Origin of the sequence: Marinobacterium weihaiense (assembly GCF_019061305.1) — a bacterium.
GTDB classification, from domain to species: Bacteria; Pseudomonadota; Gammaproteobacteria; order Pseudomonadales; family Balneatricaceae; genus Marinobacterium; species Marinobacterium weihaiense.
The window spans coordinates 114,982-135,753 of sequence record NZ_JAHQZT010000010.1 but is presented as its reverse complement, the minus strand read 5'-3'; the positions used below and the strand labels follow the sequence as shown (position 1 = coordinate 135,753).

Below are 20,772 nucleotides of genomic sequence, written 5' to 3'. Positions count from 1 at the left end.
TCTGATGCGTGATCTGAATCTGACCTGCAAGCAGCCGGGACCGCACAAGTACAAACAGGCTACGGTAGAGCGGCCAGATATTCCCAACTGCCTTAGCCGGGAGTTTGAGGTGCAAGCCCCCAATCAAGTGGTGTGGCGATATCACCTATATCTGGGCGCAAAACCGCTGGTATTACCTGGCTGTTGTGCTTGATCTGTTTACACGTCGAGTCGTTGGCTGGTCGCTCTCGGACCGCCCGGATAGCGCACTGGTCGTTAAAGCCTTGGAGATGGCATACGAGCAGCGTGGCAAACCTGCTGGACTGATGTTTCATTCGGACCAGGGAAGCCAATATGCCAGCCGAACCTTCCGGCAACGTCTGTGGCGCTACCGGATTCAGCAGAGCATGAGCCGAAGGGGTAACTGCTGGGATAACGCCCCAATGGAACGACTGTTCCGCAGTTACAAGTCCGAATGGATGCCGGCGGCAGGATATATTTCAGCCAGTAAAGCCCAGCGGGATATCAGCTTCTACTTGATGGAGCGATACAACTGGCAACGGCCACACCAATACAATCAGGGACAGCCACCGGCTGTGGCAGAGGAAAAGCTTAATTTACTGTCCGGGAATGGTTGACCACTACACCAGCCCGCGCGTATCGCAGTAAAATCGCCACCTTTAAGATCACTATCGGAGTAATCACCCCATGGGCAGAGCGTATCAGAACCGCAAAGAGTCAATGGCCAAAACCTCGGACATGAAGGCCAAGCTCTATAGCCGTTACGGGCGCGAAATCTATGTTACGGCCAAGTCGGGCGGCGTTGACCCCGATGGCAACCTGGCGCTGCGCGGCCTGATCGATCGTGCCAAAAAGGATCAGGTGCCAGGTCACGTGATCGACAAGGCGCTTGACAAGGCCAAGGGTGGTGGCGGCGAAGACTACTCTCCCGCGCGTTACGAAGGTTACGGCCCCGGTGGCAGCATGGCGATCATCGAATGTCTGACCGATAACCCCAACCGTACCTTCGGCGACGTGCGTCAGGCGTTCACCAAAACCAAGTGCAAGATCGGTACTCAGGGCAGCGTCAGCCATATGTTCGATCACTGCGCCATCTTCGTCTTTGCCGGCGATGATGAAGAAGCCGTGCTTGAAGCGCTGATGGAAGGGGATGTTGACGTCACTGATATCGAAAACGAAGACGGCAAAATTTCCGTTTTTGCCCCCAACACCGAATACTTCAAGGCCAAAACCGCCCTGATCGAACGCTTCGGTGAAATCGATTTTGATGTCGATGAGATCCAGTTCATCCCGCAGAGCTACACCACTCTCAGTGGCGACGATGTGGCACTGTTCGATAAGTTTCTGACGATGCTGAACGATCTGGACGATGTACAGCAGGTGTACCACAACGTCGAGATCTGAAGGGGCTGATCACAGGCCGGCCTCAAGCCGGGTGATGAAAGTAGACCAGCACGCGCTGCTCACGAATGCAGTTGTCGACCACGTCATGGAGTGAGCGGATGTAGTCGAACAGCGCGGCAAGTACGTTTTCGGCGGCATCGCCTCCGGTGTTGAGCGGGCAGACATCGCGCAGGTTGCCGACCTGTTCGAAGGCGTGTCTGACAACGCGGGGGGAGAGTGCTGCATGGGGCTGAAAGCCGCAGGCATCGGTCAGCGGGCGCAATCGGGCCAGGTCACTTTGTTCCAGTGCCGTTTCGATCAGCCTGATGATGCGCTGCAGGGATGCGTGAGCGGTCTCCAGCTGATGATCGTCCATAACGGCCAGCGCCTGCCCGATGAAGTCCAGTCCATGCAGGTGCTCTGCCGCGCACAGCGCGAGCAGCGCCTGGATGTGCGCCTCATGTCTGAAGCTGTAGCACCTGAAATCATGATCCTGCTGATGACGGGATGCCTTGTCCAGCAGTGCATACAGCGCACCGCCATAGAGCTCATCGGTATAGGGACTGTTGCGGTCGAGCGTGAAGACGACAGCGGGAATATGGGTACTCATGTTGGCAGGCTCCAGACGGATGTCACCGGGTCGGGTCAGGGGAATACGCAGGCCCACTCTACCGCGAGCAGGCGTGGCGGTCATCGATGAGCATCAGGTACCCGAGAAGAGCCCCCCTTTTTCCGTTTCAGCCGGCGGTCTTGTCGTTCCACCACTGCCAGTCCACATGGCCGTTTTCTGGCGTCAGTTCAGACAGGTGCACATCGGCCTGAGCGTTGTCGCTGGGCTGGCCGTTGTGGCCCCACCAGCTCCAGCCGATATGACCAATTTCGGCGTTGTGAGCGGCCAGGGTAACCGGTGTGCTGCCGCTGTCGTGCGGCGCAGCCGCAGCCTGCCACCAGTTCCAGCTGATATGGCCGACTTCCGGCGCTGCTTCGGCGGCCTGGGCTGCGGTCATGGACAGCATGCCGAAGGACGCCACCAGGGCGGTACGTGCAATGGTCTTGGAAATGTTTTTGAACATGTTTAAAAGCCTCGGTTAAGTCGATTAATGGTGATGAATGGCTATAGATTTTGTTATGAGGCCATATGTGTAATGTGCTGTGAAAACGCGGCCTACTATGCCGCAGGCACACGGTCAGACTGATTGCCGCTACATTACGAATTTGTCAGTAAATGTGGGGGAGTAGGTTCAGTCGCGACGCGGTAGCAGGGTTCGAAATGCAGCGCCGAGCTGAACGACCGTGCCAAGGGGCGGGGTGATATAAAACGCATGGTCGATGTGCGCATGTTACTTCTGCAGATGGCCGATGGCGCTAACGGAAACGGTCTGTCATACAGCAAAAAACCACTTTTATGTTCCGGTTTTGAGTCATGTCCGGTCAGCTCCCAAGGGCATGCATGGTAGACTAAAGTCTGTTGTCCCGCGCTGGAGCTCGTCTGTGTCTGCTGTATTGATCGTTGAAGATTCTCAGGTTGTTATCAAGGTACTTCGGTACATTGCCCGCCAGACGCTCAGTGCGTTTGATGTTGTTTTTACAATGAGCGCCGAAGAGGCACGGCTTGAGTTGGCAAAACGCGATGACTGGTTTGCCTGTATCGTCGATCTGAACCTGCCGGATGCACCGGATGGCGAAATGGTCGATTACCTGCTGGAACAGCAGATTCCCACCATCGTGCTGACCGGCCGAATGGGGGATGAGCGGCGTGATGCGTTGTTGCGTCAGGGGATTGTCGATTATGTGCAGAAGGAAGGGCTGTACAGTTATAAGTATGCCGTGAACCTGGTAAATCGGCTGCATCGCAACCGGGATATCAAGGTGCTGGTGGCCGAGGATTCCGCCGTGACCCGCTGGTTTGTGGCCGACCTGCTGCGTCGGCACCGGTTTCAGATCGTCGAGGCCGAAAACGGTAAGCAGGCGCTGGAAGCAGTGCTGGCCGATGATAGCATCGACATTCTGTTGACGGACTACAACATGCCCGTGATGGACGGTTTTCAGCTGATTCACGCGTTGCGGAACAAGCATGAAAAAGTCGATCTGGTGATTATCGGCCTGTCGTCCGCCGACGATAAGTATCTGTCCGGCAAGTTCATCAAGAACGGGGCGGATGACTTCCTCTACAAGCCGTTTTCCCATGAGGAGTTTTTCTGCCGCATCATGCATGCGGTTGCTTCGATGGAGCGTACCCGCGAGTTGCACCGCTTGGCCTATACCGACCCGCTGACCGGCCTGCATAACCGGCGTTATTTCATGGAACAGGCGCGCAAGCTGATCACCAAGGCCGACGCCCCTGAATCGGCGCTGAGTCTGGCCATGCTGGATATCGATCATTTCAAGCACATCAATGACAACTACGGCCATGATGCGGGAGATCTGGTGCTGATCGCCTTTGCCCAATCGCTGCGTCGCGCGTTTGCGCGTTTTGTGGTGGCACGGATGGGAGGCGAAGAGTTCTGCATTCTGTTCCCCGGGCTGCCGGTGGATCGCGCGGCCCGGCTGCTGGAAGCCGTGCGAGAGCAGACCGAAGCCGGTTGTGTCGACACGCCGGCCGGCAGCCTGAGTTTTACCTTCAGTGCCGGGCTCGTCGAACGCTCGGCGGGCAGCCTGGATGAGCTGCTGAAGCAGGCCGACATGCGGCTGTATACAGCCAAGGAGCAGGGGCGCAACCGGATCGAACAGACCGGGGCCACCCGGGCCGTTTCATGCGCCTGAGCCCCGGTTACGCGCCTCGATAGCTTACCCGGCCGTGCGCCTCACTGCCCGGCCGGTATCCGTTCCAGCACGCCGCCAGCAAACACCTCGTACAGTTTCAGCTCCGGCATGTGTACATAGCCGATGTGGCAGTCACAGCCCTGGTTGGGGCAGGGCTGCCGGCTGGGCTGAAAGCTGCCGTCGTAGAGGTTGCCCAGTGACTGCTTGACGAAATGGCAGCGGGTGACGTTGCCATCGCCATCCACGCTGATCACGCTGTCACCGGTATGGCAGGGACGGCCCAGGCTGGAGTAAATCTTGCTGTTGTGGTCCACCAGCGGGTCAATGGTACGCAGGCGTTGCCAGTGCGCGGGGGTGAGGGTGTGCTGTTCATCGCGGTTGATGTTGACCCACAGGTACACGCTGTCCGGCAGGGCGCGGCGCAGGGCTTCCAGCGCGGCGATGTCCTCCGGGTTGCCGACGCTGCCAACACTGAAGCGGATGCCCGCTGCCTGCAGGCTGTGGCAGCGTTGTACGAAACGCTCCAGGCTGACTTCATGCGGGTGATAGCTGCACCAGAGCGCCAGCTTGGGGTGCGCCAGTGCCTGCAGTTGGCGGGCCGGGCTCGACAGGTTGGTCTGGATCACCACCTTGTGCACCTGGGGCATGGCACACAGCCGGACGATGGCCCGCTGGTAAGACAGATGAATCAGCGCTTCGCCCCAGGGGGTGAACATGATCTGCAGCGGACGTTGCTGTTGCTCGGCCCAGTCAACCAGGCGCTGCAGGTCGGCTTCGTCCCGGGCCAGGGTTTCGCGGCTGTCACGCTGCTTGCCGAAGGGGCAGTAGTGACAGTCGTAGTTGCAGCTGCTGAGCCGCCCCCGGTAGAGGATGCTCAGCGGGCTGTGCGGTGCCTCGGGGCTCATGTCCAGTCCCAGCCCTGCATGCGCTGCTTTACCGCGTCGCTGAACAGCCAATGGCCGATCAGGTCGGCCTGCTCGATACCGCCGGCCGTGGGGCGCAGACGTTGCGCATCGATGTCGAGCCAACCCTGCTGCTGCAGCAGCATCAGCTGCGGAAAGTCTTCCAGCACCTCGCTGCCAAAGCGCTGCCGGTAGTGCGCGCGTGCCAGGCCTTCGCACTGCAGGATGCCCAGCAGCACAAAGCGCCGCCGCTGTTCGTCTGCATTCAGTGCAAAGCCGTAATGGGCCTGGCGGAAGTCCTGATCACTGCTTGCCACATAATCTTCGATCAGGCCCTGTATCTGGCGCTGTTCCACTGCATAGTGCCCGGAGTAGTGCAGCCGGGAGGTGTAGGAACGTGCGCCGGGGCCGAGGCCGATCATGCCGTCTTCCTGGCAGCGGTAGGCCGCTTGCGGTGTATCGGTGGCGGGTTTCACGAACTGGCGCATCGACAGCTGCCGGTAGCCCTGCGCCAGCAGGTAGTCGCGGGCCTGGCGGTAGGCCTGATGACGGTCGCTGGTGATCGCGTTGTGGCGGCGGGCACGCTTGCCCAGCCCGGTCAGCGGGCGCACGTACAGCGGGTAGATGAAGATCTCTTCCGGCTGATAGGCGACGGCGGTTTCCAGCGTGGCCTGCCAGTCATCGGGCGATTGCTGATGGTTGCCGTAGATCAGATCGATGTTCAGCACCGGGAAGTCGTGGCGGCGAATGCGTGCCAGCGCCTGCTCCACGGTACTGGCCTGCTGGGGCCGCCCCAGTGCCTTGAGATCCTGGCTGACGAAGCTTTCGATGCCGATGCTGATGCGGCTGACCTGCTGTTCCTTGAGTACGGCGAGTCGCTCGTCGGTGGCGGTGGCCGGCGAGACCTCAACCGAGGCGTGTCGGCCCTGCCAGCCCAGTTCCCGGCGCAGGATGGTAAACACCCGCTGCAGCTGGTCGGCGCTCAGAAACGTGGGCGTGCCGCCACCGAAGGCCAGCTGTTCGAAACGGGCCTCGCCCAGCCACTCGGCGCTGATGCGGGCCTGGCGTTCAAGGGTGGTGAGGTACTGCTCGACCAGTGCCTCGGGTGGGCGACTGAGAGTGAACAGGTTGCAGTAGCCGCAGCGCATTTCGCAAAAGGGTACGTGCACGTACAGAAACAGCTGCTGCTTGACCTCGTCGGCCCAGGCCTTTTGCAGGTCGATGGCCGGCGCCAGCGTGCGGTAGGCGGTTTTGTGCGGGTAGGCGTAGACGTAATTGAGGTAGTCATCCTGCTGCTGCAGCAGCTGCTGTAGTTGCTGGTCGACCGACGCTCGGGTGCCCGTCATGAGGGCGGTGGTGGAGGTGGTCATTCCTGTGAAGCCCCTGGCAAGACGAATTCGGCATAGGGCACTTCCCAGATGCAGGGGTGGGCCACGCCATGGCCGGTGACGCCCTCGTCGCCGTAGGCGGTGCCATGGTCGCTGCTGAACAGGCACAGGGTGTCGCCACGCCGGTGCATGGCGTCGATCAGGGGCGCCAGTTCACCGTCCACGTAGGCCAGCGCTTCCAGCTGAGTGGCGGTGGAATCCTCGTTCACGCCCGGACTGTACATGCAGTTGGGCTGGTGCATGGCCGACAGGTTGATGAATACCAGGCTGGGGGTGTCGGCGGACAGGCGCTGCAGGGCGTCGCGGGCGATGGCGACCTGGTTGCGGGTCGAGTGGTATTCGGTGACGCCGGTCTCGACCGACCAGTGCTGCTCCTTAAACAGGCCGGGCAGCACCCGGCCAAGGGGGTTCTGTCGATTGAAAAAGCCCACGCCGCCGATGCACAGGGTGTGGTAGCCCAGTTCGGCCAGGCCTTGTGGCAGGGTGGCGGCTTGACACTGCCAGGTGCGGTCTCCGGTGGTGCTGGAGCCGGCAAACTCGCAGGCAAACAGGCGCTGGTAATCCGCCGGTTTCGGGATCGGGGTCGGCAGGTAGCCGGAAAAGAAGGCGTGGTGGGCAGCATAGGTGAAGGTGGCCGGGGTATGGCGCTTCTGCCACTGACCGCCCGGCAGCAGTTGCTGCAGAAACGGCGTGCGGCCTTGCTGCATGGCCTGGCTGGCCACGTCGTAACGCAGCGTATCGAAGGTCAGCCAGAGGATGCTGGTGCGCTGCTCGATCAAGTGTCGGGCATCAATCATGGTGTGTGGTCCTTGAGGCAAGGGTGTTCAGGTAGTGCCGCAGCTGCAGTTCATAGCTGTTGTATCCCTGTGCGGTCACCCGCTGCAGGAAGTCGCCGAAGGCGTTGATCTCCAGTACCCGGTGGCTGCGCTGGTACTGGTGAAAGGCAACATCCACGGCCAGTTGGGTGCTGTGCGGGTAAAGCTGGGCCAGCCTGGCCATGTCGGCCTCGAGTGCCCGCACCGCCGACTCGGGCAGCAAGGGCCACAGCTCTTCGAGCGGGTGGCGCTGGTTGAGCAGGTGCAGATTGGTGATGGGGCTGCGGCTGCTGCGCAGCACGCCCAGCGCGATCCGGCCGTCGATGACCAGCAGGCGGCTGTCGCATTCGCGCTGCCGGTGTTTCAACTTGGGAATCCACTGCTCCACGATCAGGCCGGATTCGGCCAGCAGTTCGATCAGTGGAGCAATCTGTGCCTGGCCCTTGAACAGGCGCGGCCTCAAGCTGTTGAACCAGCGGCCGTTGTCGTATTCCAGCGTGGTCAGGGCGTGCAACTGGTTCGGGCCATGCCGTGTCAGGGCCATAATGCCGGAGCCGCCGGCGCCGAAGCGTGGCTTGATGAATACTCGGCGCCAGCCAGGCTGCTCCAGCAGTGTCCACAGCTGGTCGGGGTGGCGGATATCGTAACGGGCGTTGGGCACGGCGATGCCCGCCTGATGCAGGTTGTGGTGGCAGGTGTGCTTGTCGGACACGGCCAGCACGTGCGCCGGGCTGTTCATCCAGTGGTGGTCGACGCCACTGTGCAGCAGTTGCTGCTGCCACTGTTGCAACCGCTGTTGCATGCCGAAGTAGAACCCGGCGGCGGGCAGGTAGGCGCCCTGAGACAGCTGTTCCAGAGTGACCCTTGGGACGGCGGCAAAGCCCTGCTGCAGGGATTCGGGCTCGCCCAGCGCCACCAGATGGCGCACGGCGTCCAGATTATGGCTGGCCGATTCCACCCGCACGTGCACCGGGCCCTGGTGGCTCAGCAGGTCGGCGGGCAGGGAGGCTTCGCGCCAGTCATGTACCCTCAGGGTCGCATCGGGCTGCTGCCGGTTCAGGGCACGGGCAAAATGGCCGGTGCGCGGGTCGCTGGCATCGGCCAGCAATAACCAAAGCGGCCTGTTGGCCGTCTGGTCAGGCCTTGTGGGGGGCTGGTTGGGCATTGTCGCGTTTATTCAGAGAGAAAAATGAACCGGTAGGTATAGTCTTCTGGGTCTTCATCGTCTTCCAGCGGATCGTCTTCATCGAATTCGTAGTCGGCTTCTTCCTGGTCGTTCAGATTCAGGCGGCAGCTGAGTTGCTCGGACAGGGTGGCCATCATCTCGTCGGACAGGTAGTGATGGTGCAGATCAAGCCGCTCCAGCCGATTGAGCCGTTCGGCCTGGGTCAGCAAGGCCTGTGCACCGTGGTCGGCCAGTGTTCCCTTGGATAGATCCAGATGGGTGATGCTATCGGGCAGTGGTGGATGTTCAGCCAGTTGCTGTGCCAGCTGGTTGGCCAGTTCATAGTTGCACAGTGCCAAGTGGCTCAGTGCCGGGAAACGGGGCAGGGCATCCAGCAGCTGGTCAAGATCATCGGGTGTGAGGTTGCAGCCGTGGCCGTAAGACCCCAGCCATAACTCCAGATGGCGCAGTTTCGGCAGCTCGGCCGCGGCAATCTGTTGTGTGATGCGAGCGGGCAAGCCAGCGGAGACAATGTCCAGCGTCTCCAGCTGCGGCAGGCGAATATTCTCCATGACCAGTCCGGCAGAGCCTTTGATCAGCAGGGTTTGCAGGCCCTGAAACGCCGGAAACAGATCGGATATATCACCCAGGTGGATCCAGGACACTTCACTTTCGGTATAGGGAATGTCGGCCAGGTGCAGGTGCCGCAGCGCTGGAAAGCACTCGGCGGCGGCCACGAATGGGTCCAGCGCTTGCCGAATGCTGTTTTCGTAGGCGGCGCCCCAGTTACCGATCAAAAGGGTGTCGACCTTTTCCAAACCGGGTAACTGCAAAAAGGCCTGAAAATAGGTGGCAAAATCGGGATGGTTGCCGGCGCCGCCGACTGACAGACGGATGGCGCTGGTGGCCGGGTCGGGTAACGGGTGGCCGACTTGCCAGGTGACGACCGGCTTGCCGGCGAACGAGTAGTCTTCCTTGATGCTCATGATACAACTCCATTGTGGGGGCAAGGACGGGGGCTGGCTGCCATGAGCCTCCTCCCGTACGGTCGGCGGGGTTACTCCGCCAGAAATACGTAGCGGTCGCCGTCGTAGGCGTCCGGCTCTTCCTGCTCGCTCAGCTCGACGCGGCAGGCCAGCTGCTGCAGGCGTGTCATCATTGCGTCGCTGAGGTAATGGTGGTGCAGGTCCAGGGTATCCAGTTTGCCCAGTCGATCCGACATGCTTAGCAGGGCCTCGGCGCCTTCGTCCGAAAGGGTGCCCTTGGACAGGTCCAGCGTGGTAATGCGTTCCGGCAGCGAGACTTCGGGCAGCAGTTTGGCTAGCTGGTTGGCCTTGTAGTAGTTGCGCAGGCCGAGGTAGCTCAGTTCAGGGAAGCGGGGCAGTGCCTGCAGCAGTGCCTGGAGGTGTTCGCGTTCGATATCACAGCCGTAGTTGTCGTCACCCAGCCAGAGTTCCAGGTGCTGCAGCTTCGGACACTGAGCATTGGCCACTTCCGCCAGAACCTCGGCGTTGAGACCGCCATTGATCAGCGTGAGGCTACGCAGCTCGGGCAGCGTGATGTCGCTCAGGCGCAGATTTGCGGATCCCTTGATGCTCAGGGTGTGCAGCTGCGGGTAGGCCGCGTACAGGGGACCGATGTTGTCCTGCTGAATCCAGGATACTTCACACTCTTCCGAGTCCATGTCGGCCAGGGCCAGGTGCTTGACGTTGGACAGACGGTCCTTGGCGGCAATCAAGGTATCCAATGCTGCCTGAATCGATTCCTCGAACGCTTCGCCCCAGTTGCCGATCAGCAGTGCGTCGACCTGCTCCACGCCAGGCTGCTGCAGGAAGGCCTTGAAGTAGTCGGCAAATTCGGGGTCATCATCGTCGTACTCGTTGACGGACAGGCGCACGGCAGTCGTCGCGGGGTCAGGTAGCGGGTTGCCCACTGTCCAGGTGACCACGGGTTTGCCGGCAAAGGTGTAGGACTCCTGCTGATTCATCACACAACTCCCTGAGGATGATAGATATATGCGACGGTAAGCCACTCCGGTGGCGAGCCGCTTGGGGGAGGGTCACATTAGCACCATCACTGACGCTGGAAAAGGGTTGCCCGAGCCGGGTGGGCAAGGGGCTGCCATGTCTGTTTGTCCTGTGCCTGGAGGCCCTTGACGTTTCAGCACAACTGCCGCAAACGAGCACGATCTCAATCAGGCCGATCAGCGACTGCCCGGTAAAGAAGCATTCACCTTTGCTGATGCGGGTTACCGTGGCGCCAAAAGACAATACGCAAGCAGTGGCGGCGTGAATAATGCACTCATGGCTCGGTCTCTATCCGACGTCAAAACGCCAATAACAATTGTGAGGTTGAGATGACACACGCTGATCACGCCGCCATTGCGCAACTCGAAGACGTATTCCAGCAGCAGAAGGCTGCCTACCTCAAAGCCCCGCATCCGACGCTGGATGAGCGCCGTGAGCTGTTGCAGGCGATTCCGGGCATGGTGCTGGCCAATGCCAAGCGTCTGGCCGAGGCACTGAACAGTGATTATGGCTACCATCCTGAGATGATGACCTACGCCCATGACGTGGTCAGCGTAGCGGGGCGTGCTCAGTACGCCGCCAGCATGCTGGAGACCTGGACCGCACGCGAGTATCGCGAGATGGAGCCGCATATCTATGGCAGTTCCAAGGCCTATATCGAGTATCAGCCCAAGGGCGTGATCGGCAACATGCCGGCGTGGAACTTCCCGGTTGAGCTGACTGTAGGGCCGCTGTGTGAAATGCTGGCCGCCGGCAACCGCGCGATCATCAAGCCGTCCGAGCAGACCCCGGCGGTGGGTGAAGTGCTGGCAGAGATCATCGGTGCTACCTTCGATCGCGACCGTGTGGCGGTGGTCAATGGTGGTATCGATCTGGCCAAACATTTCAGCACGCTGCATTGGGATCACCTGCTGTACACCGGCAGCACAGCCATCGGCCGTGAAGTCATGATGAATGCCGCCAAGAACCTGGTGCCGGTCACGCTGGAGCTGGGTGGCAAGAACCCGACTGTCTTCACCGAAGAGGCGCTGACGCCGGAGAACATCCGCGCCATGATGGGCATGAAGATGACCAAGAATGGTCAGGTGTGTATCAATGTCGATCACAGCTACGTACCGGCCGGCTCTGTTGACCGCTTCGTGAACCTGATCAAGGATTTCGTCGAGAATACGGTAGGTGATTACACTCAGGCACCGCAGATCTGTTCGGTGATCAATACTCGTCAATTCGACCGTCTGGGCAGCTACCTGGATGATGCCCGTCAGCGTGATACTGCGATTATCGAGGTGGGCAGCGCGGCGCAGCGAGGTGATGACAGCACGCCTTCGCGCATGCCGCTGACGCTGGTCATCAACCCGGAGCAGGGCTCATTGCTGGACCGCAACGAGGTATTCGGGCCGATTCTGCCGATTTATACCTACACCGACTTCGACCAGGTAATCGGTTCGATCCAGTCCGGTGATCGTCCGCAGGGTGTCTACGTTTTCTCCGACCAGCAGGAGCTGGTGGACAAGCTGCGTCTGAATACCTCGTCTGGTGGTTTCTGTGTCAATGCAGCGGGCCTGCAGGGGGCGCAGGAAAGCATGGGCTTTGGCGGTGTTGGCAAGAGCGGCATGGGTCGTCACCACGGTGTGGAGGGTTTCCGTGAGTTCTCCAACCCGCGCGGTTGCGTGGAGGTGGCCAGGGACAACAATCTGGACCTGATCATGTCACCGCACGGCGAAGTTACGCGCGAGTTCCTCAAGCAGGCGACCGGCGGACTGCTGGACTGATCACTGCATCGCTGCTGAGGCGGCCGTATTCCCGCTGGTGTTTCGGAAGGCTTTCCTGAACGCCAGTGGGGTTTGGCCGAACCAGCGCCGACAGGCTCGGTTGAAGGTGCTGGCTTCGGTATAGCCGATCAGGCTGCAGACCGACTCCAGTGTCTGGTCGGAATGGCACAACAGATTTTCGGCACGCTGGCGGCGCAGTCCGTCGGCAATCTCGTCAAAGGTGGTTTCCTGCTGTTTCAGTCGCCGCTGCAGGCTGCGTGGTGACATCATCAGCTGCTGTGCAATGTTCGGCAGCGTGCATTTGCCAGATACCAGCTGCTGCTCCAGCAGCGCGTGAACCTGCATGCTCAGGTCCAGTGGGTAACGGCGCACGATATGACTGACGTATTTTTCTATCTGCCTGGCCAGGCTTGGATCAGCTGAATCGATGGTCTGATCCAGCAGTGTCCGCGGGAAATACAACCCCTCTGTTGCCTGTCCCAGTACGACCCGGCAGCCAAAGCGCTGCGGGTACTCATTGGCGGGCAAGCCATGGTCATGGCTGAAATGAAGCTCCCAGTCTTTGGTATCCCAGCCGGGGGCCAGCAACTTCAGTAAGCGCAGGGCGATGGCATAGCTGAGCTCCGATTTTTGCCGGTGTCGAATCTCGCCAGGCAGGTTGAGCGCAAAAAGGATGGCAGCCTGTCCGGGGCGGGCATCGTGATCTACGACCATCTCGGCGCTGCTGCTGATATAGGCCATGTGGCGGTGTACTGTATCCAGTGCCTCGCCTACCGTCGGCTCACTGCGTGCCATTGCCGCTACGGGGCCCAGTACATCAATGCCCTGGATATCGGCCAGTTGCAGGCCAAAATCAGCCATCCGTAAGCATTCGGCTGCCTGTTCGAACAGCTGCACGACCCGCGCGTGTTCAAGCGGTGCATCGGGTTCGTTCATTAACTCGGGTCGGATACCCGCTTTTTGCAGCAGGTCGTCGGGATCTCCGCCATAGCGAATTACCAGTTCATCAAAACCCGTCAGTGCGCGGGCACGAACCTGAGGGGCGGGTGCGAAGGACGTTGAGGTCATGGCCTCATCTTAGGAAAGGTGGCATGAAAAGACAATTGAAATCAGGGTTGATCCCGGGGCGGTGTAACTGGGGCAGGGTACAGATGTAAAAACGCCAGCCAACCTTTCGGTTGACTGGCAAACAACAACGCTTTCATGCATCGGGGAAGAGAAAGAGGTCAGGATCAGGCAACCTGCTCCAGCGGGTAGCCCACGCGCTCCAGCCAATACTGGCGCTCACTGCCCAGTTCATCGGTGAGGACAAAACCCTGCAGCTGTTGCTGGGCATCGATAAACAGGGCTCGGGTGCCGCGATCGGTCTGTTCGATCTGCCAATCACCCTCCAGATCAGCGGCGGGTGCCTGCAGCGTCAGCGGGCAGGCGGGGGTTTTAACGATTACCGGCATCAGCGGGTAATGCGCCATGGTCGGGCGACCTAGCAGGCCATCGGCCAGTGCCGGCAGGGCGGCGTTGATCGGGGCCAGGTAGGGCAGCAGCTGGCCATTGATCTCGGCACAGTCGCCAATGGCGAAGACGTCCGGCAGGCTGGTTCTCAGGCCTCCGTTGATCTTGATGCCGCGATTCACCTCGGCACCGGCGGCGGCGGCCAGTTCGATGCGGGCCTTGAGGCCGACGGCGGAGAGCACCAGATCGGTTTCGATCTGCTCGCCGTTTTCCAGCGTCAGGCGGTAGCCTTCAGCGTCGCGCTCAACCGAGGCAACGGTGGTGCTCAGGTGCCAGCGCACGCCCTTGTCTTCCAGTCGGCTTTGCAGCTGTTCGCCCACGGCCTGCGGGATCAGGCGATCCATCGACCAGGCGGACAGGCCAATGACGTCCACTTCGATACCGGCATTGACCAGGTCGTTTGCGAATTCGCAGCCGATCAGGCCGTTGCCAATGATGCTGACACGCTTGCGGCCCTGTAGACGGTCGCGGAAGAGACGGTAGTCCTGCAGATCGTTCACGCTGATCACGTCTTCAGTGCCATCGCCACTCAGTGGCAGGCGGATCGGGGCGGCGCCCTGAGCCAGTACCAGTTTGCTGTAAACCAGTTCACCGGACGCGGTGGACAGGGTTTTGTCCTTCGCATCGATGGCATACACCGGACAACGGGTATGGATGCGGATATTGAGTCGGGCTTCGATCGCCAGAGGGGTTTCCGTCACCAGCTCGGCAGCGGCCTTGTCGCGGGTGAGGGCGGTGGACAGGCCCGGTTTGGAATAGTTGTGACCGTCGTCTGCGGTAAACATGATGATCGGGGTCTGGGCATCGCGCTGGCGCAGGGCTTCTGCCAGGCCGTAGCCGGCGTAACCGGTGCCGATGATGACGATCGGCGGCTGCTGGGCTGCAATGTTGATCACCGGAACCTCGACTTTCAGGTCCTGGCGGATCTCCATCATTTCGAAATCGGCCTTGCCGACCAGACAGTCGGGGCATTTCCAGTCTTCAGGGACATCTTCCCAGCGGGTACCCGGCGCGATTCCGTCAGCTGGCCAACCCTTGGCTTCGTCATAAATCAGTCCGCAAACGACACATAACCACTTTTTCATGATTGGGCCCACCTTTTCTTATTAGGGAGGGGCGCCGCCGTGACGACACCCTTTTTTCTATTGCAGTTAACGCGTCTGAACGCCCGTGCGCTTAGCGAGCGACGCGGATGGCGACGTTTTTGGTGCGAACATAGCTGTACAGGGCTTCCTGACCTTTCTCGCGGCCGTAGCCGGAAAGGCGGTTGCCACCGAACGGCGTTTCGATACCGCCGGCAAACCATTCGTTGACGAACACCTGGCCCGCATCCAGCGCCTGAGAGGCGCGCATGGCGCGGCTGATGTCCTGGGTGAACACGCCGGCCACCAGACCGTAGTCGGTGGCGTTGGCCAGTTCGAAGGCTTCCTCTTCGGTATCGAACGGCGTGATGGCGATCACCGGGCCGAACACCTCTTCGGTGAACAGGCGCATGTCGGTGGTCACGTCCGCGAATACGGTCGGCTGTACGAACGCACCGGGCAGGCCTTCAACGGCACCGCCACCACAGACCAGGCGGGCACCGTCTTCGATGGCCTCATCGCAGATCTTGAGAATGCCGTCACGCTGCTGCATGGACACCACCGGGGTCAGGTCCGGGTTGTCCTTGCCGGCACCGATGCTCAGACCGGTCGCCAGTTCGGCGACACGACCCACGACTTCGTCATAGATGTCACGGTGTACCAGCAGGCGAGACATGGCGGAGCAGACCTGGCCTGCGTTGAAGAAGATGCCCCAGCGCACGCTGCTGATCAGCTGATCCAGATCGGCGTCCGGAAACGCGACGGCGGCAGACTTGCCACCCAGTTCCATAATGCAGGGCACCGAGTTTTCGGCGGCATCACGCATGATGGAGCGACCGGTCGGCACCGAGCCGGTGAACACGATCTGGTTGGTCTCCTTGTGGGAGACCAGGGCGGCGCCGATCTTGCGGCCGGGACCGGCCAGCACGCTCAGCGCGCCCTTCGGCAGGCCGGCGCGTTCGCAAGCGGTGGCCAGCAGGGTGATTGCCAGCGGCGAAATCTCCGGTGACTTGACGATCACGGCGTTGCCGGCGGCCAGAGCCGGGGCCAGTGAGCGTGCGCAGATGGACACTGGGAAGTTCCACGGCACGATCTGTACCGAGATGCCCTGAGGCTCGTAAGTGGTGAAGTCGACATAGTCTTCACCCAGCGGGATCGACTTGCCTTCAATCTTGTCGGTCATACCGGCGTAGTACTCGAAGTAGCGCGCGGCTTCTTCGAACTCGTCACGGGCGTCATTCACGGATTTGCCGTTCTCGCGGGAGGCCAGTACAGCGCCTTCCTCGACCAGCTTGCGGATCTCCTGGCCGATGCGATACATCAGTTCGGCACGACGGGCCGGGCGCTGACGCGTGAGTGTGCCCGCTTTGACGCACTTGCGAGCGGCTTGAATGGCGGCTTCGGCATCGTCCAGCGTGGCGCTGGCGATGGTGGCGAAAACGGTATCGGTAGAGGGGTCGCGAACTTCGATGCGGGTTGCACTGTCGCGCCATTCACCGCCGATGAAGTTGAGCCAATGATTTTCGTTGTTCAGCATGATTCTGTCCTTCGTCCGTCAGTGGCCGACCCGGCGCGCAGCCAGATCGGTCCCGTCATGGATCAGTCGTTATTGATGGCGGCGTACTTGTTGGCGACCCAGGTGTGGAAGTGGTGGGTCGGGCCATCCAGCACCGGCGAGAACACACCACCGGTGAAGCCCGGCGACTGGCGACCGGCCTGCATGCCTTCCACGGCAAAGATGTCTTCACCGAAGACCACTTTCCAGGCTTCCAGCTGGGAGTGGCGGCAGGCGGCGTATTCGTCACCGCAGGCTTCTTCACCGACGTAGAACAGGCGCAGGTTTTCGACAGTCACGTCCTTCTTGCGCGGTTCCAGAATGATGGCGAAGAAGTGATCGGCCTGCATGCCCAACATCACGTTGGGGTACAGGGAGACGTATTCCGCGTGACGCAGACGGTCTTCCGGCCAGCTCGGGAAACGCGGCAGGCGAGTACCGGCGACATCGGACAGGTTGTAGTTGTAGCTGCCCTGACCGGACATGTCGTCGTTGACGATCAGGTTGTAGTGCTGATCCAGCGGCGAGTAGGTATTCAGGCTCGGGTGGACCCAGGGCAGGTGGTAGGCTTCGCAATAGTTCTCGATCGCCAGTTTCCAGTTGCACTTCACTTCCAGCTGCATCTGGCTTCCTGTGGGCGCAATGTGCAGGTTATCCCAGCCATCCTTGCCACAGAACTCGCTCCAGCGCTGGATGAGCGGCTCGATGTGCGTTTCGAACGGCTGGGCATCGCCGGACAGGTTGATGAACACCATGCCGGCCCAGACATGGGAGCGCACTTCGCGCAGACCGTGCTTCTCGCAGGCGAAGCCTTCTGCCTTGTGAACGCCCACGCCGCCGATGTGCGGGGTGCCTTTCAGATTGCCGTTCAGGTCGTAGGTCCAGGAGTGGTACGGGCAGCGCACCATACCTTCCACTTCGGTCTCTTCGGTCAGCAGGATCATGCCACGGTGGCTGCAGACGTTGTGGAATACTTTGTACTCGCCATCGCGGTTGCGCATGATTGCCAGCGGCAAACCCATGAAATCAACCGGCTTGGCGAAACCGTTGGTCGGCAGGTCGCTGGTAAAGCCGAGGGCGGCCCAGGTCTTGCCCAGCACTTCGTCGCGCTCCCGTTCGAACAGGGCGTCATCGGTGTACACCGCATTGGGCATGCCGGCCGCTTCGGCCAGGGGCTTGCGTACGTCGTCGAGGGTTTCCATCGGGATGATGTGAGATTTTATTGTCATGGTGTCTCTCCACATTCCGCCAGTCAGGCATGGGTGTTGTTGTTAAAGGCCGGTTTCATTGACAGGGCTCAAGCAATTGCCGGCTGTTGTTGGGCGGATATTAGTGACAGACGCAAAATCTCCACAAACGATTTTTGCGCCGCTGAGCCATTACAAAAACTCATGACTCTGCCAGACGCTCTATGCTGCGAGTGCGAAACGACACCGCGGCTCAGTCAATCCATTACCAAAGCTCATTAACCTATTCGGAAATTTGGTTTGATACAGGTCAAGCTTTTCCGCAGGATGGCGCTCACTGCCCAGATGGCAGAGACGCCCGGTGGCCCCCGAAAAAACCGGGTGGTCTGTTCTCCGGCGGGTCACCCGGGGTGGGTTGCCGGCGAGCTGACAATAATAATTAGATGGAGACGACCCAATGAAACACGACTCCGGCCTCGTGCGGGGCATCGATCCAACGGTCACGGTGATTTCCAAAATCCTGGTGATCGGATTCGTGATCTTCTGTGGCCTGATGGCGAAGGAAGCGGGCGCTTTCTTCCAGCAGGTGTCCGATATGGTGCTCACCAACTTCAAGTGGTTCTACCTGCTTGTGGTCAGTGGAGTACTCTGTCTTCTGGTCTGGCTGATGCTCAGCCGCTATGGCCATATCCGCCTTGGGCGGGACGATGAAACCCCTGAATTCAGTTACCGCTCCTGGCTGGCGATGCTGTTCAGCGGCGGCATGGGCATTGGCCTGATCTTCTGGTCGGTGGCCGAACCCATGTGGCACTACGCCGGCAACCCCTTCGTGGCGGCCGGCCTGACCGACGAGGCGGCCCACACCGCCATGCGCATTACCTTCTTCCACTGGGGCCTGCATCCCTGGGCCATTTTCATCATCGTGGCACTGACCATGGCGTATTTCGCCTATCGCAAGGGGCTGCCGCTGACCATGCGTTCGGTGCTCTATCCGCTGATCGGAGATCGCATCTACGGCCCCATCGGCCACACCGTTGATATTCTCACCGTGGCCATTACCGCCTTTGGCGTATCCCAGTCGCTGGGCTTGGGCGTGGTGCAGATGAATTCCGGCCTCAACAACGTGCTGGGCATCGATATCAGCGTGGGCAATCAGTTGATCATGATCGGCCTGATCAGCTTTCTGGCGATTCTGTCCGTGCTCTCCGGTGTCGGCCGTGGCATTCGACTGCTGTCCGAGTGGAACATGCTGCTGTCGATCCTGCTGGTGCTGGTGGTGCTGGCCATTGGCCCGACCCGTTACATTCTCAATACGCTGATCGAAGGGACCGGTGACTACCTCAATAATATCGTTGGTCTGAGCACCTGGAGCGATGCCCAGGGCGACAGCGGCTGGCAGAACTGGTGGACCGCCTTCTACTGGCCCTGGTGGATGACCTGGTCGCCGTTCGTGGGCATGTTCATCGCTCGTATCTCCCGTGGCCGTACCATCCGTGAACTGATCATGGGGGCACTGATCGTGCCCACGGTGGTCACGTTCATCTGGATGTCCGTGTTTGGCGGTTCGGCGTTGAAAATGGAGCAGAACGACCGCGTGGCACACCAGGCACAGGTGGAGTCTGGAGTGCTGGTGGGCGAAGCGGCGGAGTTCAAAGGCGGTGATATACTGCTGGCGACAAAGGCCGAGACCACCTCGGCGGTGTTCACCCTGTTCGAGAAGATCGATGACGGCTTCTTGGGGCAGCTGTTGAGCCTGATGGTGGTGGCGTTGCTGGCGACCTATTTCATTACTTCGGCAGACTCGGGCACATTGGTGCTTTGTACCCTCAACTCCCGCGGCAGTCCTGAACCCCCCATGGCGCTGCGCGTGGTCTGGGGTGTGATGCAGGCGTTCATTGCCGGAGGCCTGTTGTATGCCGGTGGCCTGAAGGCAGTGCAGACGGCGTCGATCATTGCCGGTCTGCCCATTGCGGTGCTGACCCTGCTGATGTCGGTCAGCCTGTATAAGGCCCTGCGTCTGGAAACGGCGGCACTGCACCCTTTGCCGGGCAAGCGGGCGCCGGCTCCTGCAATGGACGACGCACCGGAGGCGGCGGTCGGACGTGAAGGCGTTCTGGAACCGGCTCCGGTACTGCTGCAGGCCAGCGGCGAGCGCTGATTTTTTTGGCCGTCTGTATAACACGGGTACCGGCCCGCCTTATAATGCATGTCCCCGCCTTGCTCAGGGCCCGTTGATCGGGCCCTTTTCCGTCTTTTTCTATAATAACGATCCAACCATCGTGCGAGGTTTGCCGATGAAGATAAAACCCCTTCCACCCCTGAACAGCCTGGTGGCGTTTGAATCCGCTGCGCGGTATTTGAGTTTTACTCAGGCCGCCATGGAGTTGAATGTGACTCAGGGGGCCATCAGCCGACAAATTCGCCTGCTGGAGGATTATCTGGGACGCTCCCTGTTTGTGCGTGACAAGCGTAGTCTGTCCCTGACCCAGACTGGCGAAGAATACTTCTTCAGCGTGCAACAGTCGTTGCAGCTGCTGGCCAATGCGACCGGTGAGGTGCTGGAGTGGCAGGATAACAAGCAGATCACGGTGGTGACCTCCAACGCCATGGCGTCACTCTGGCTGTTGCCCCGGCTGGCGGACTTTCAGGACCGACACCCGGATATCGATGTGCGCATCTTTGCCAATGACACCCTCAAGGGCGTGCGTCCCTCCGAATACGACGTGGCGCTGTTTTACTACCGCAAGCCGCCGGCCGGCATGGTGGCAACGCCTTTGTTTAGTGAGCGGGTGTTTCCGGTCTGCAGTCCGCTGTTTCTGGAAAAACAGGCACTGGCACAGCCGGAGGATATTTTTGCGACGACCCTGCTGTGGCTGGACTCGAGCAAGGATTGGCTGGGCTGGACCGAGTGGTTCCAACAGATGGCGATCAAGCCGGCACCGCCCAAACGGCGCCTCAACCTCAACAACTACCCCATGCTGATTCAGGCGGCATTGAACGGTCAGGGCGTGGCGCTGGGCTGGGAGCAGTTGGTCTGCCATTACCTCGACAGCGGTCTGCTGGTGCGGCCGGTGCCGGTAGAACTGAACACCGAAGCCTGCTTTTACATGCTGGAGCCCGAGATCACCCTCAGGCGCAAGCCTGGTGTCGACGAGTTTCGGGCCTGGCTGCTGGAGTTGGTGACCGCCGAACAGATCGAGCAGCGCGCGGCCGACTGAGCG

17 protein-coding genes and 3 pseudogenes are annotated in these 20,772 nt (G+C 60.4%); 7 read left to right on the top strand and 13 right to left on the bottom strand.

Annotated elements, in window-relative coordinates; genetic code table 11:
* A pseudogene (locus KTN04_RS09975) lies at positions 1–617 on the top strand (IS3 family transposase); the annotation flags it as partial.
* Positions 618–687: 70 nt separating this feature from the next.
* Positions 688–1,404: a YebC/PmpR family DNA-binding transcriptional regulator gene (locus KTN04_RS09970; protein WP_217335083.1), complete on the top strand. Its 717-nt coding sequence runs from the start codon at positions 688–690 to the stop codon at positions 1,402–1,404.
* Positions 1,405–1,426: 22 nt separating this feature from the next.
* Here the strand turns inward: KTN04_RS09970 and KTN04_RS09965 are convergent, their stop codons facing one another.
* Positions 1,427–2,077 carry a tRNA-dependent cyclodipeptide synthase gene (locus KTN04_RS09965; RefSeq protein ID WP_217335082.1) on the bottom strand — a complete coding sequence of 217 codons (651 nt, stop codon included), beginning with the start codon at positions 2,075–2,077 and terminating at the stop codon, positions 1,427–1,429.
* Positions 2,078–2,120: 43 nt separating this feature from the next.
* Complete coding sequence (locus KTN04_RS09960) at positions 2,121–2,456, bottom strand: hypothetical protein (RefSeq protein ID WP_217335081.1); 336 nt, start codon at positions 2,454–2,456, stop codon at positions 2,121–2,123.
* Between the two features lie 418 nt (positions 2,457–2,874).
* Here KTN04_RS09960 and KTN04_RS09955 point away from each other — a divergent pair, with 418 nt between their 5' ends.
* Positions 2,875–4,146, top strand: a complete 1,272-nt coding sequence (locus KTN04_RS09955) for a GGDEF domain-containing response regulator (protein ID WP_217335080.1) — start codon at positions 2,875–2,877, stop codon at positions 4,144–4,146.
* A 41-nt stretch (positions 4,147–4,187) separates the two neighbouring features.
* Here the strand turns inward: KTN04_RS09955 and KTN04_RS09950 are convergent, their stop codons facing one another.
* The 6 genes from KTN04_RS09950 to KTN04_RS09925 all read right to left on the bottom strand — a co-directional run bounded on the left by KTN04_RS09950 (position 4,188) and on the right by KTN04_RS09925 (position 10,403).
* Positions 4,188–5,051 (bottom strand): STM4011 family radical SAM protein, encoded by an 864-nt coding sequence (locus KTN04_RS09950; protein WP_217335079.1) that lies wholly within the window; start codon positions 5,049–5,051, stop codon positions 4,188–4,190.
* Positions 5,048–6,418 (bottom strand): STM4012 family radical SAM protein, encoded by a 1,371-nt coding sequence (locus KTN04_RS09945; protein ID WP_217335078.1) that lies wholly within the window; start codon positions 6,416–6,418, stop codon positions 5,048–5,050. The genes KTN04_RS09950 and KTN04_RS09945 overlap by 4 nt, the downstream gene beginning before the upstream one ends.
* Entirely contained in the window at positions 6,415–7,233 is an 819-nt protein-coding gene (locus KTN04_RS09940) for an STM4013/SEN3800 family hydrolase (RefSeq protein ID WP_217335077.1), read from the bottom strand. The genes KTN04_RS09945 and KTN04_RS09940 overlap by 4 nt, the downstream gene beginning before the upstream one ends.
* Positions 7,226–8,416 (bottom strand): STM4014 family protein, encoded by a 1,191-nt coding sequence (locus tag KTN04_RS09935; protein ID WP_217335076.1) that lies wholly within the window; start codon positions 8,414–8,416, stop codon positions 7,226–7,228. Before KTN04_RS09935 ends, KTN04_RS09940 begins: the two co-directional genes overlap by 8 nt.
* 8 nt (positions 8,417–8,424) lie before the next feature.
* On the bottom strand, positions 8,425–9,402 hold the full coding sequence (locus KTN04_RS09930; RefSeq protein ID WP_217335075.1) for a hypothetical protein: 978 nt from the start codon (positions 9,400–9,402) through the stop codon (positions 8,425–8,427).
* Between the two features lie 71 nt (positions 9,403–9,473).
* Complete coding sequence (locus tag KTN04_RS09925) at positions 9,474–10,403, bottom strand: STM4015 family protein (protein ID WP_217335074.1); 930 nt, start codon at positions 10,401–10,403, stop codon at positions 9,474–9,476.
* Between the two features lie 178 nt (positions 10,404–10,581).
* Between KTN04_RS09925 and KTN04_RS16880 the strand changes: the two are divergent.
* Together KTN04_RS16880 and KTN04_RS09920 are read left to right on the top strand one after the other, a co-directional pair.
* A pseudogene (locus KTN04_RS16880) lies at positions 10,582–10,686 on the top strand (IS5/IS1182 family transposase); the annotation flags it as partial.
* Between the two features lie 86 nt (positions 10,687–10,772).
* Positions 10,773–12,215 carry an aldehyde dehydrogenase family protein gene (locus KTN04_RS09920; RefSeq protein ID WP_217335073.1) on the top strand — a complete coding sequence of 481 codons (1,443 nt, stop codon included), beginning with the start codon at positions 10,773–10,775 and terminating at the stop codon, positions 12,213–12,215.
* Here KTN04_RS09920 and KTN04_RS09915 read toward each other — a convergent pair whose 3' ends face one another.
* From KTN04_RS09915 to KTN04_RS09900, 5 genes and pseudogenes are all read right to left on the bottom strand, one after another.
* A complete protein-coding gene (locus KTN04_RS09915; RefSeq protein WP_217335072.1) occupies positions 12,216–13,283 on the bottom strand; it encodes an AraC family transcriptional regulator in 1,068 nt (355 codons plus the stop codon). It lies immediately after the preceding gene.
* A gap of 164 nt (positions 13,284–13,447) precedes the next feature.
* A complete protein-coding gene (locus tag KTN04_RS09910) occupies positions 13,448–14,659 on the bottom strand; it encodes an FAD-dependent oxidoreductase (RefSeq protein ID WP_254262490.1) in 1,212 nt (403 codons plus the stop codon).
* Positions 14,651–14,812 (bottom strand): annotated as a pseudogene (locus KTN04_RS16875) (rubredoxin); the annotation flags it as partial. The pseudogene KTN04_RS16875 and the gene KTN04_RS09910, both read right to left, overlap by 9 nt.
* A 91-nt stretch (positions 14,813–14,903) precedes the next feature.
* Entirely contained in the window at positions 14,904–16,346 is a 1,443-nt protein-coding gene (locus KTN04_RS09905; RefSeq protein WP_217335070.1) for an aldehyde dehydrogenase family protein, read from the bottom strand.
* Between the two features lie 62 nt (positions 16,347–16,408).
* Positions 16,409–17,593 carry an aromatic ring-hydroxylating oxygenase subunit alpha gene (locus KTN04_RS09900; RefSeq protein ID WP_217335069.1) on the bottom strand — a complete coding sequence of 395 codons (1,185 nt, stop codon included), beginning with the start codon at positions 17,591–17,593 and terminating at the stop codon, positions 16,409–16,411.
* 415 nt (positions 17,594–18,008) lie between these two features.
* On the opposite strand from KTN04_RS09900, the gene KTN04_RS09895 reads away from it, so the two are divergent.
* On the top strand, positions 18,009–19,709 hold the full coding sequence (locus KTN04_RS09895) for a BCCT family transporter (protein ID WP_217335068.1): 1,701 nt from the start codon (positions 18,009–18,011) through the stop codon (positions 19,707–19,709).
* 136 nt (positions 19,710–19,845) lie between these two features.
* Positions 19,846–20,769, top strand: coding sequence for a transcriptional regulator GcvA (gene gcvA, locus KTN04_RS09890; RefSeq protein WP_217335067.1), 924 nt, complete (start codon positions 19,846–19,848; stop codon positions 20,767–20,769).
* The last annotated feature ends 3 nt before the right edge of the window (positions 20,770–20,772 follow it).

Coding starts and splice junctions, on each gene's coding strand:
- KTN04_RS09970 (WP_217335083.1), top strand. CDS start 688: ATGGGCAGAGCGTATCAGAACCGCAAAGAGTCAATGGCCAAAACCTCG.
- KTN04_RS09965 (WP_217335082.1), bottom strand. CDS start 2,077: ATGACCGCCACGCCTGCTCGCGGTAGAGTGGGCCTGCGTATTCCCCTG.
- KTN04_RS09960 (WP_217335081.1), bottom strand. CDS start 2,456: ATGTTCAAAAACATTTCCAAGACCATTGCACGTACCGCCCTGGTGGCG.
- KTN04_RS09950 (WP_217335079.1), bottom strand. CDS start 5,051: ATGAGCCCCGAGGCACCGCACAGCCCGCTGAGCATCCTCTACCGGGGG.
- KTN04_RS09945 (WP_217335078.1), bottom strand. CDS start 6,418: ATGACCACCTCCACCACCGCCCTCATGACGGGCACCCGAGCGTCGGTC.
- KTN04_RS09940 (WP_217335077.1), bottom strand. CDS start 7,233: ATGATTGATGCCCGACACTTGATCGAGCAGCGCACCAGCATCCTCTGG.
- KTN04_RS09935 (WP_217335076.1), bottom strand. CDS start 8,416: ATGCCCAACCAGCCCCCCACAAGGCCTGACCAGACGGCCAACAGGCCG.
- KTN04_RS09930 (WP_217335075.1), bottom strand. CDS start 9,402: ATGAGCATCAAGGAAGACTACTCGTTCGCCGGCAAGCCGGTCGTCACC.
- KTN04_RS09925 (WP_217335074.1), bottom strand. CDS start 10,403: ATGAATCAGCAGGAGTCCTACACCTTTGCCGGCAAACCCGTGGTCACC.
- KTN04_RS09920 (WP_217335073.1), top strand. CDS start 10,773: ATGACACACGCTGATCACGCCGCCATTGCGCAACTCGAAGACGTATTC.
- KTN04_RS09915 (WP_217335072.1), bottom strand. CDS start 13,283: ATGACCTCAACGTCCTTCGCACCCGCCCCTCAGGTTCGTGCCCGCGCA.
- KTN04_RS09910 (WP_254262490.1), bottom strand. CDS start 14,659: ATGGAGATCCGCCAGGACCTGAAAGTCGAGGTTCCGGTGATCAACATT.
- KTN04_RS09905 (WP_217335070.1), bottom strand. CDS start 16,346: ATGCTGAACAACGAAAATCATTGGCTCAACTTCATCGGCGGTGAATGG.
- KTN04_RS09900 (WP_217335069.1), bottom strand. CDS start 17,593: ATGACAATAAAATCTCACATCATCCCGATGGAAACCCTCGACGACGTA.
- KTN04_RS09895 (WP_217335068.1), top strand. CDS start 18,009: ATGAAACACGACTCCGGCCTCGTGCGGGGCATCGATCCAACGGTCACG.
- gcvA (WP_217335067.1), top strand. CDS start 19,846: ATGAAGATAAAACCCCTTCCACCCCTGAACAGCCTGGTGGCGTTTGAA.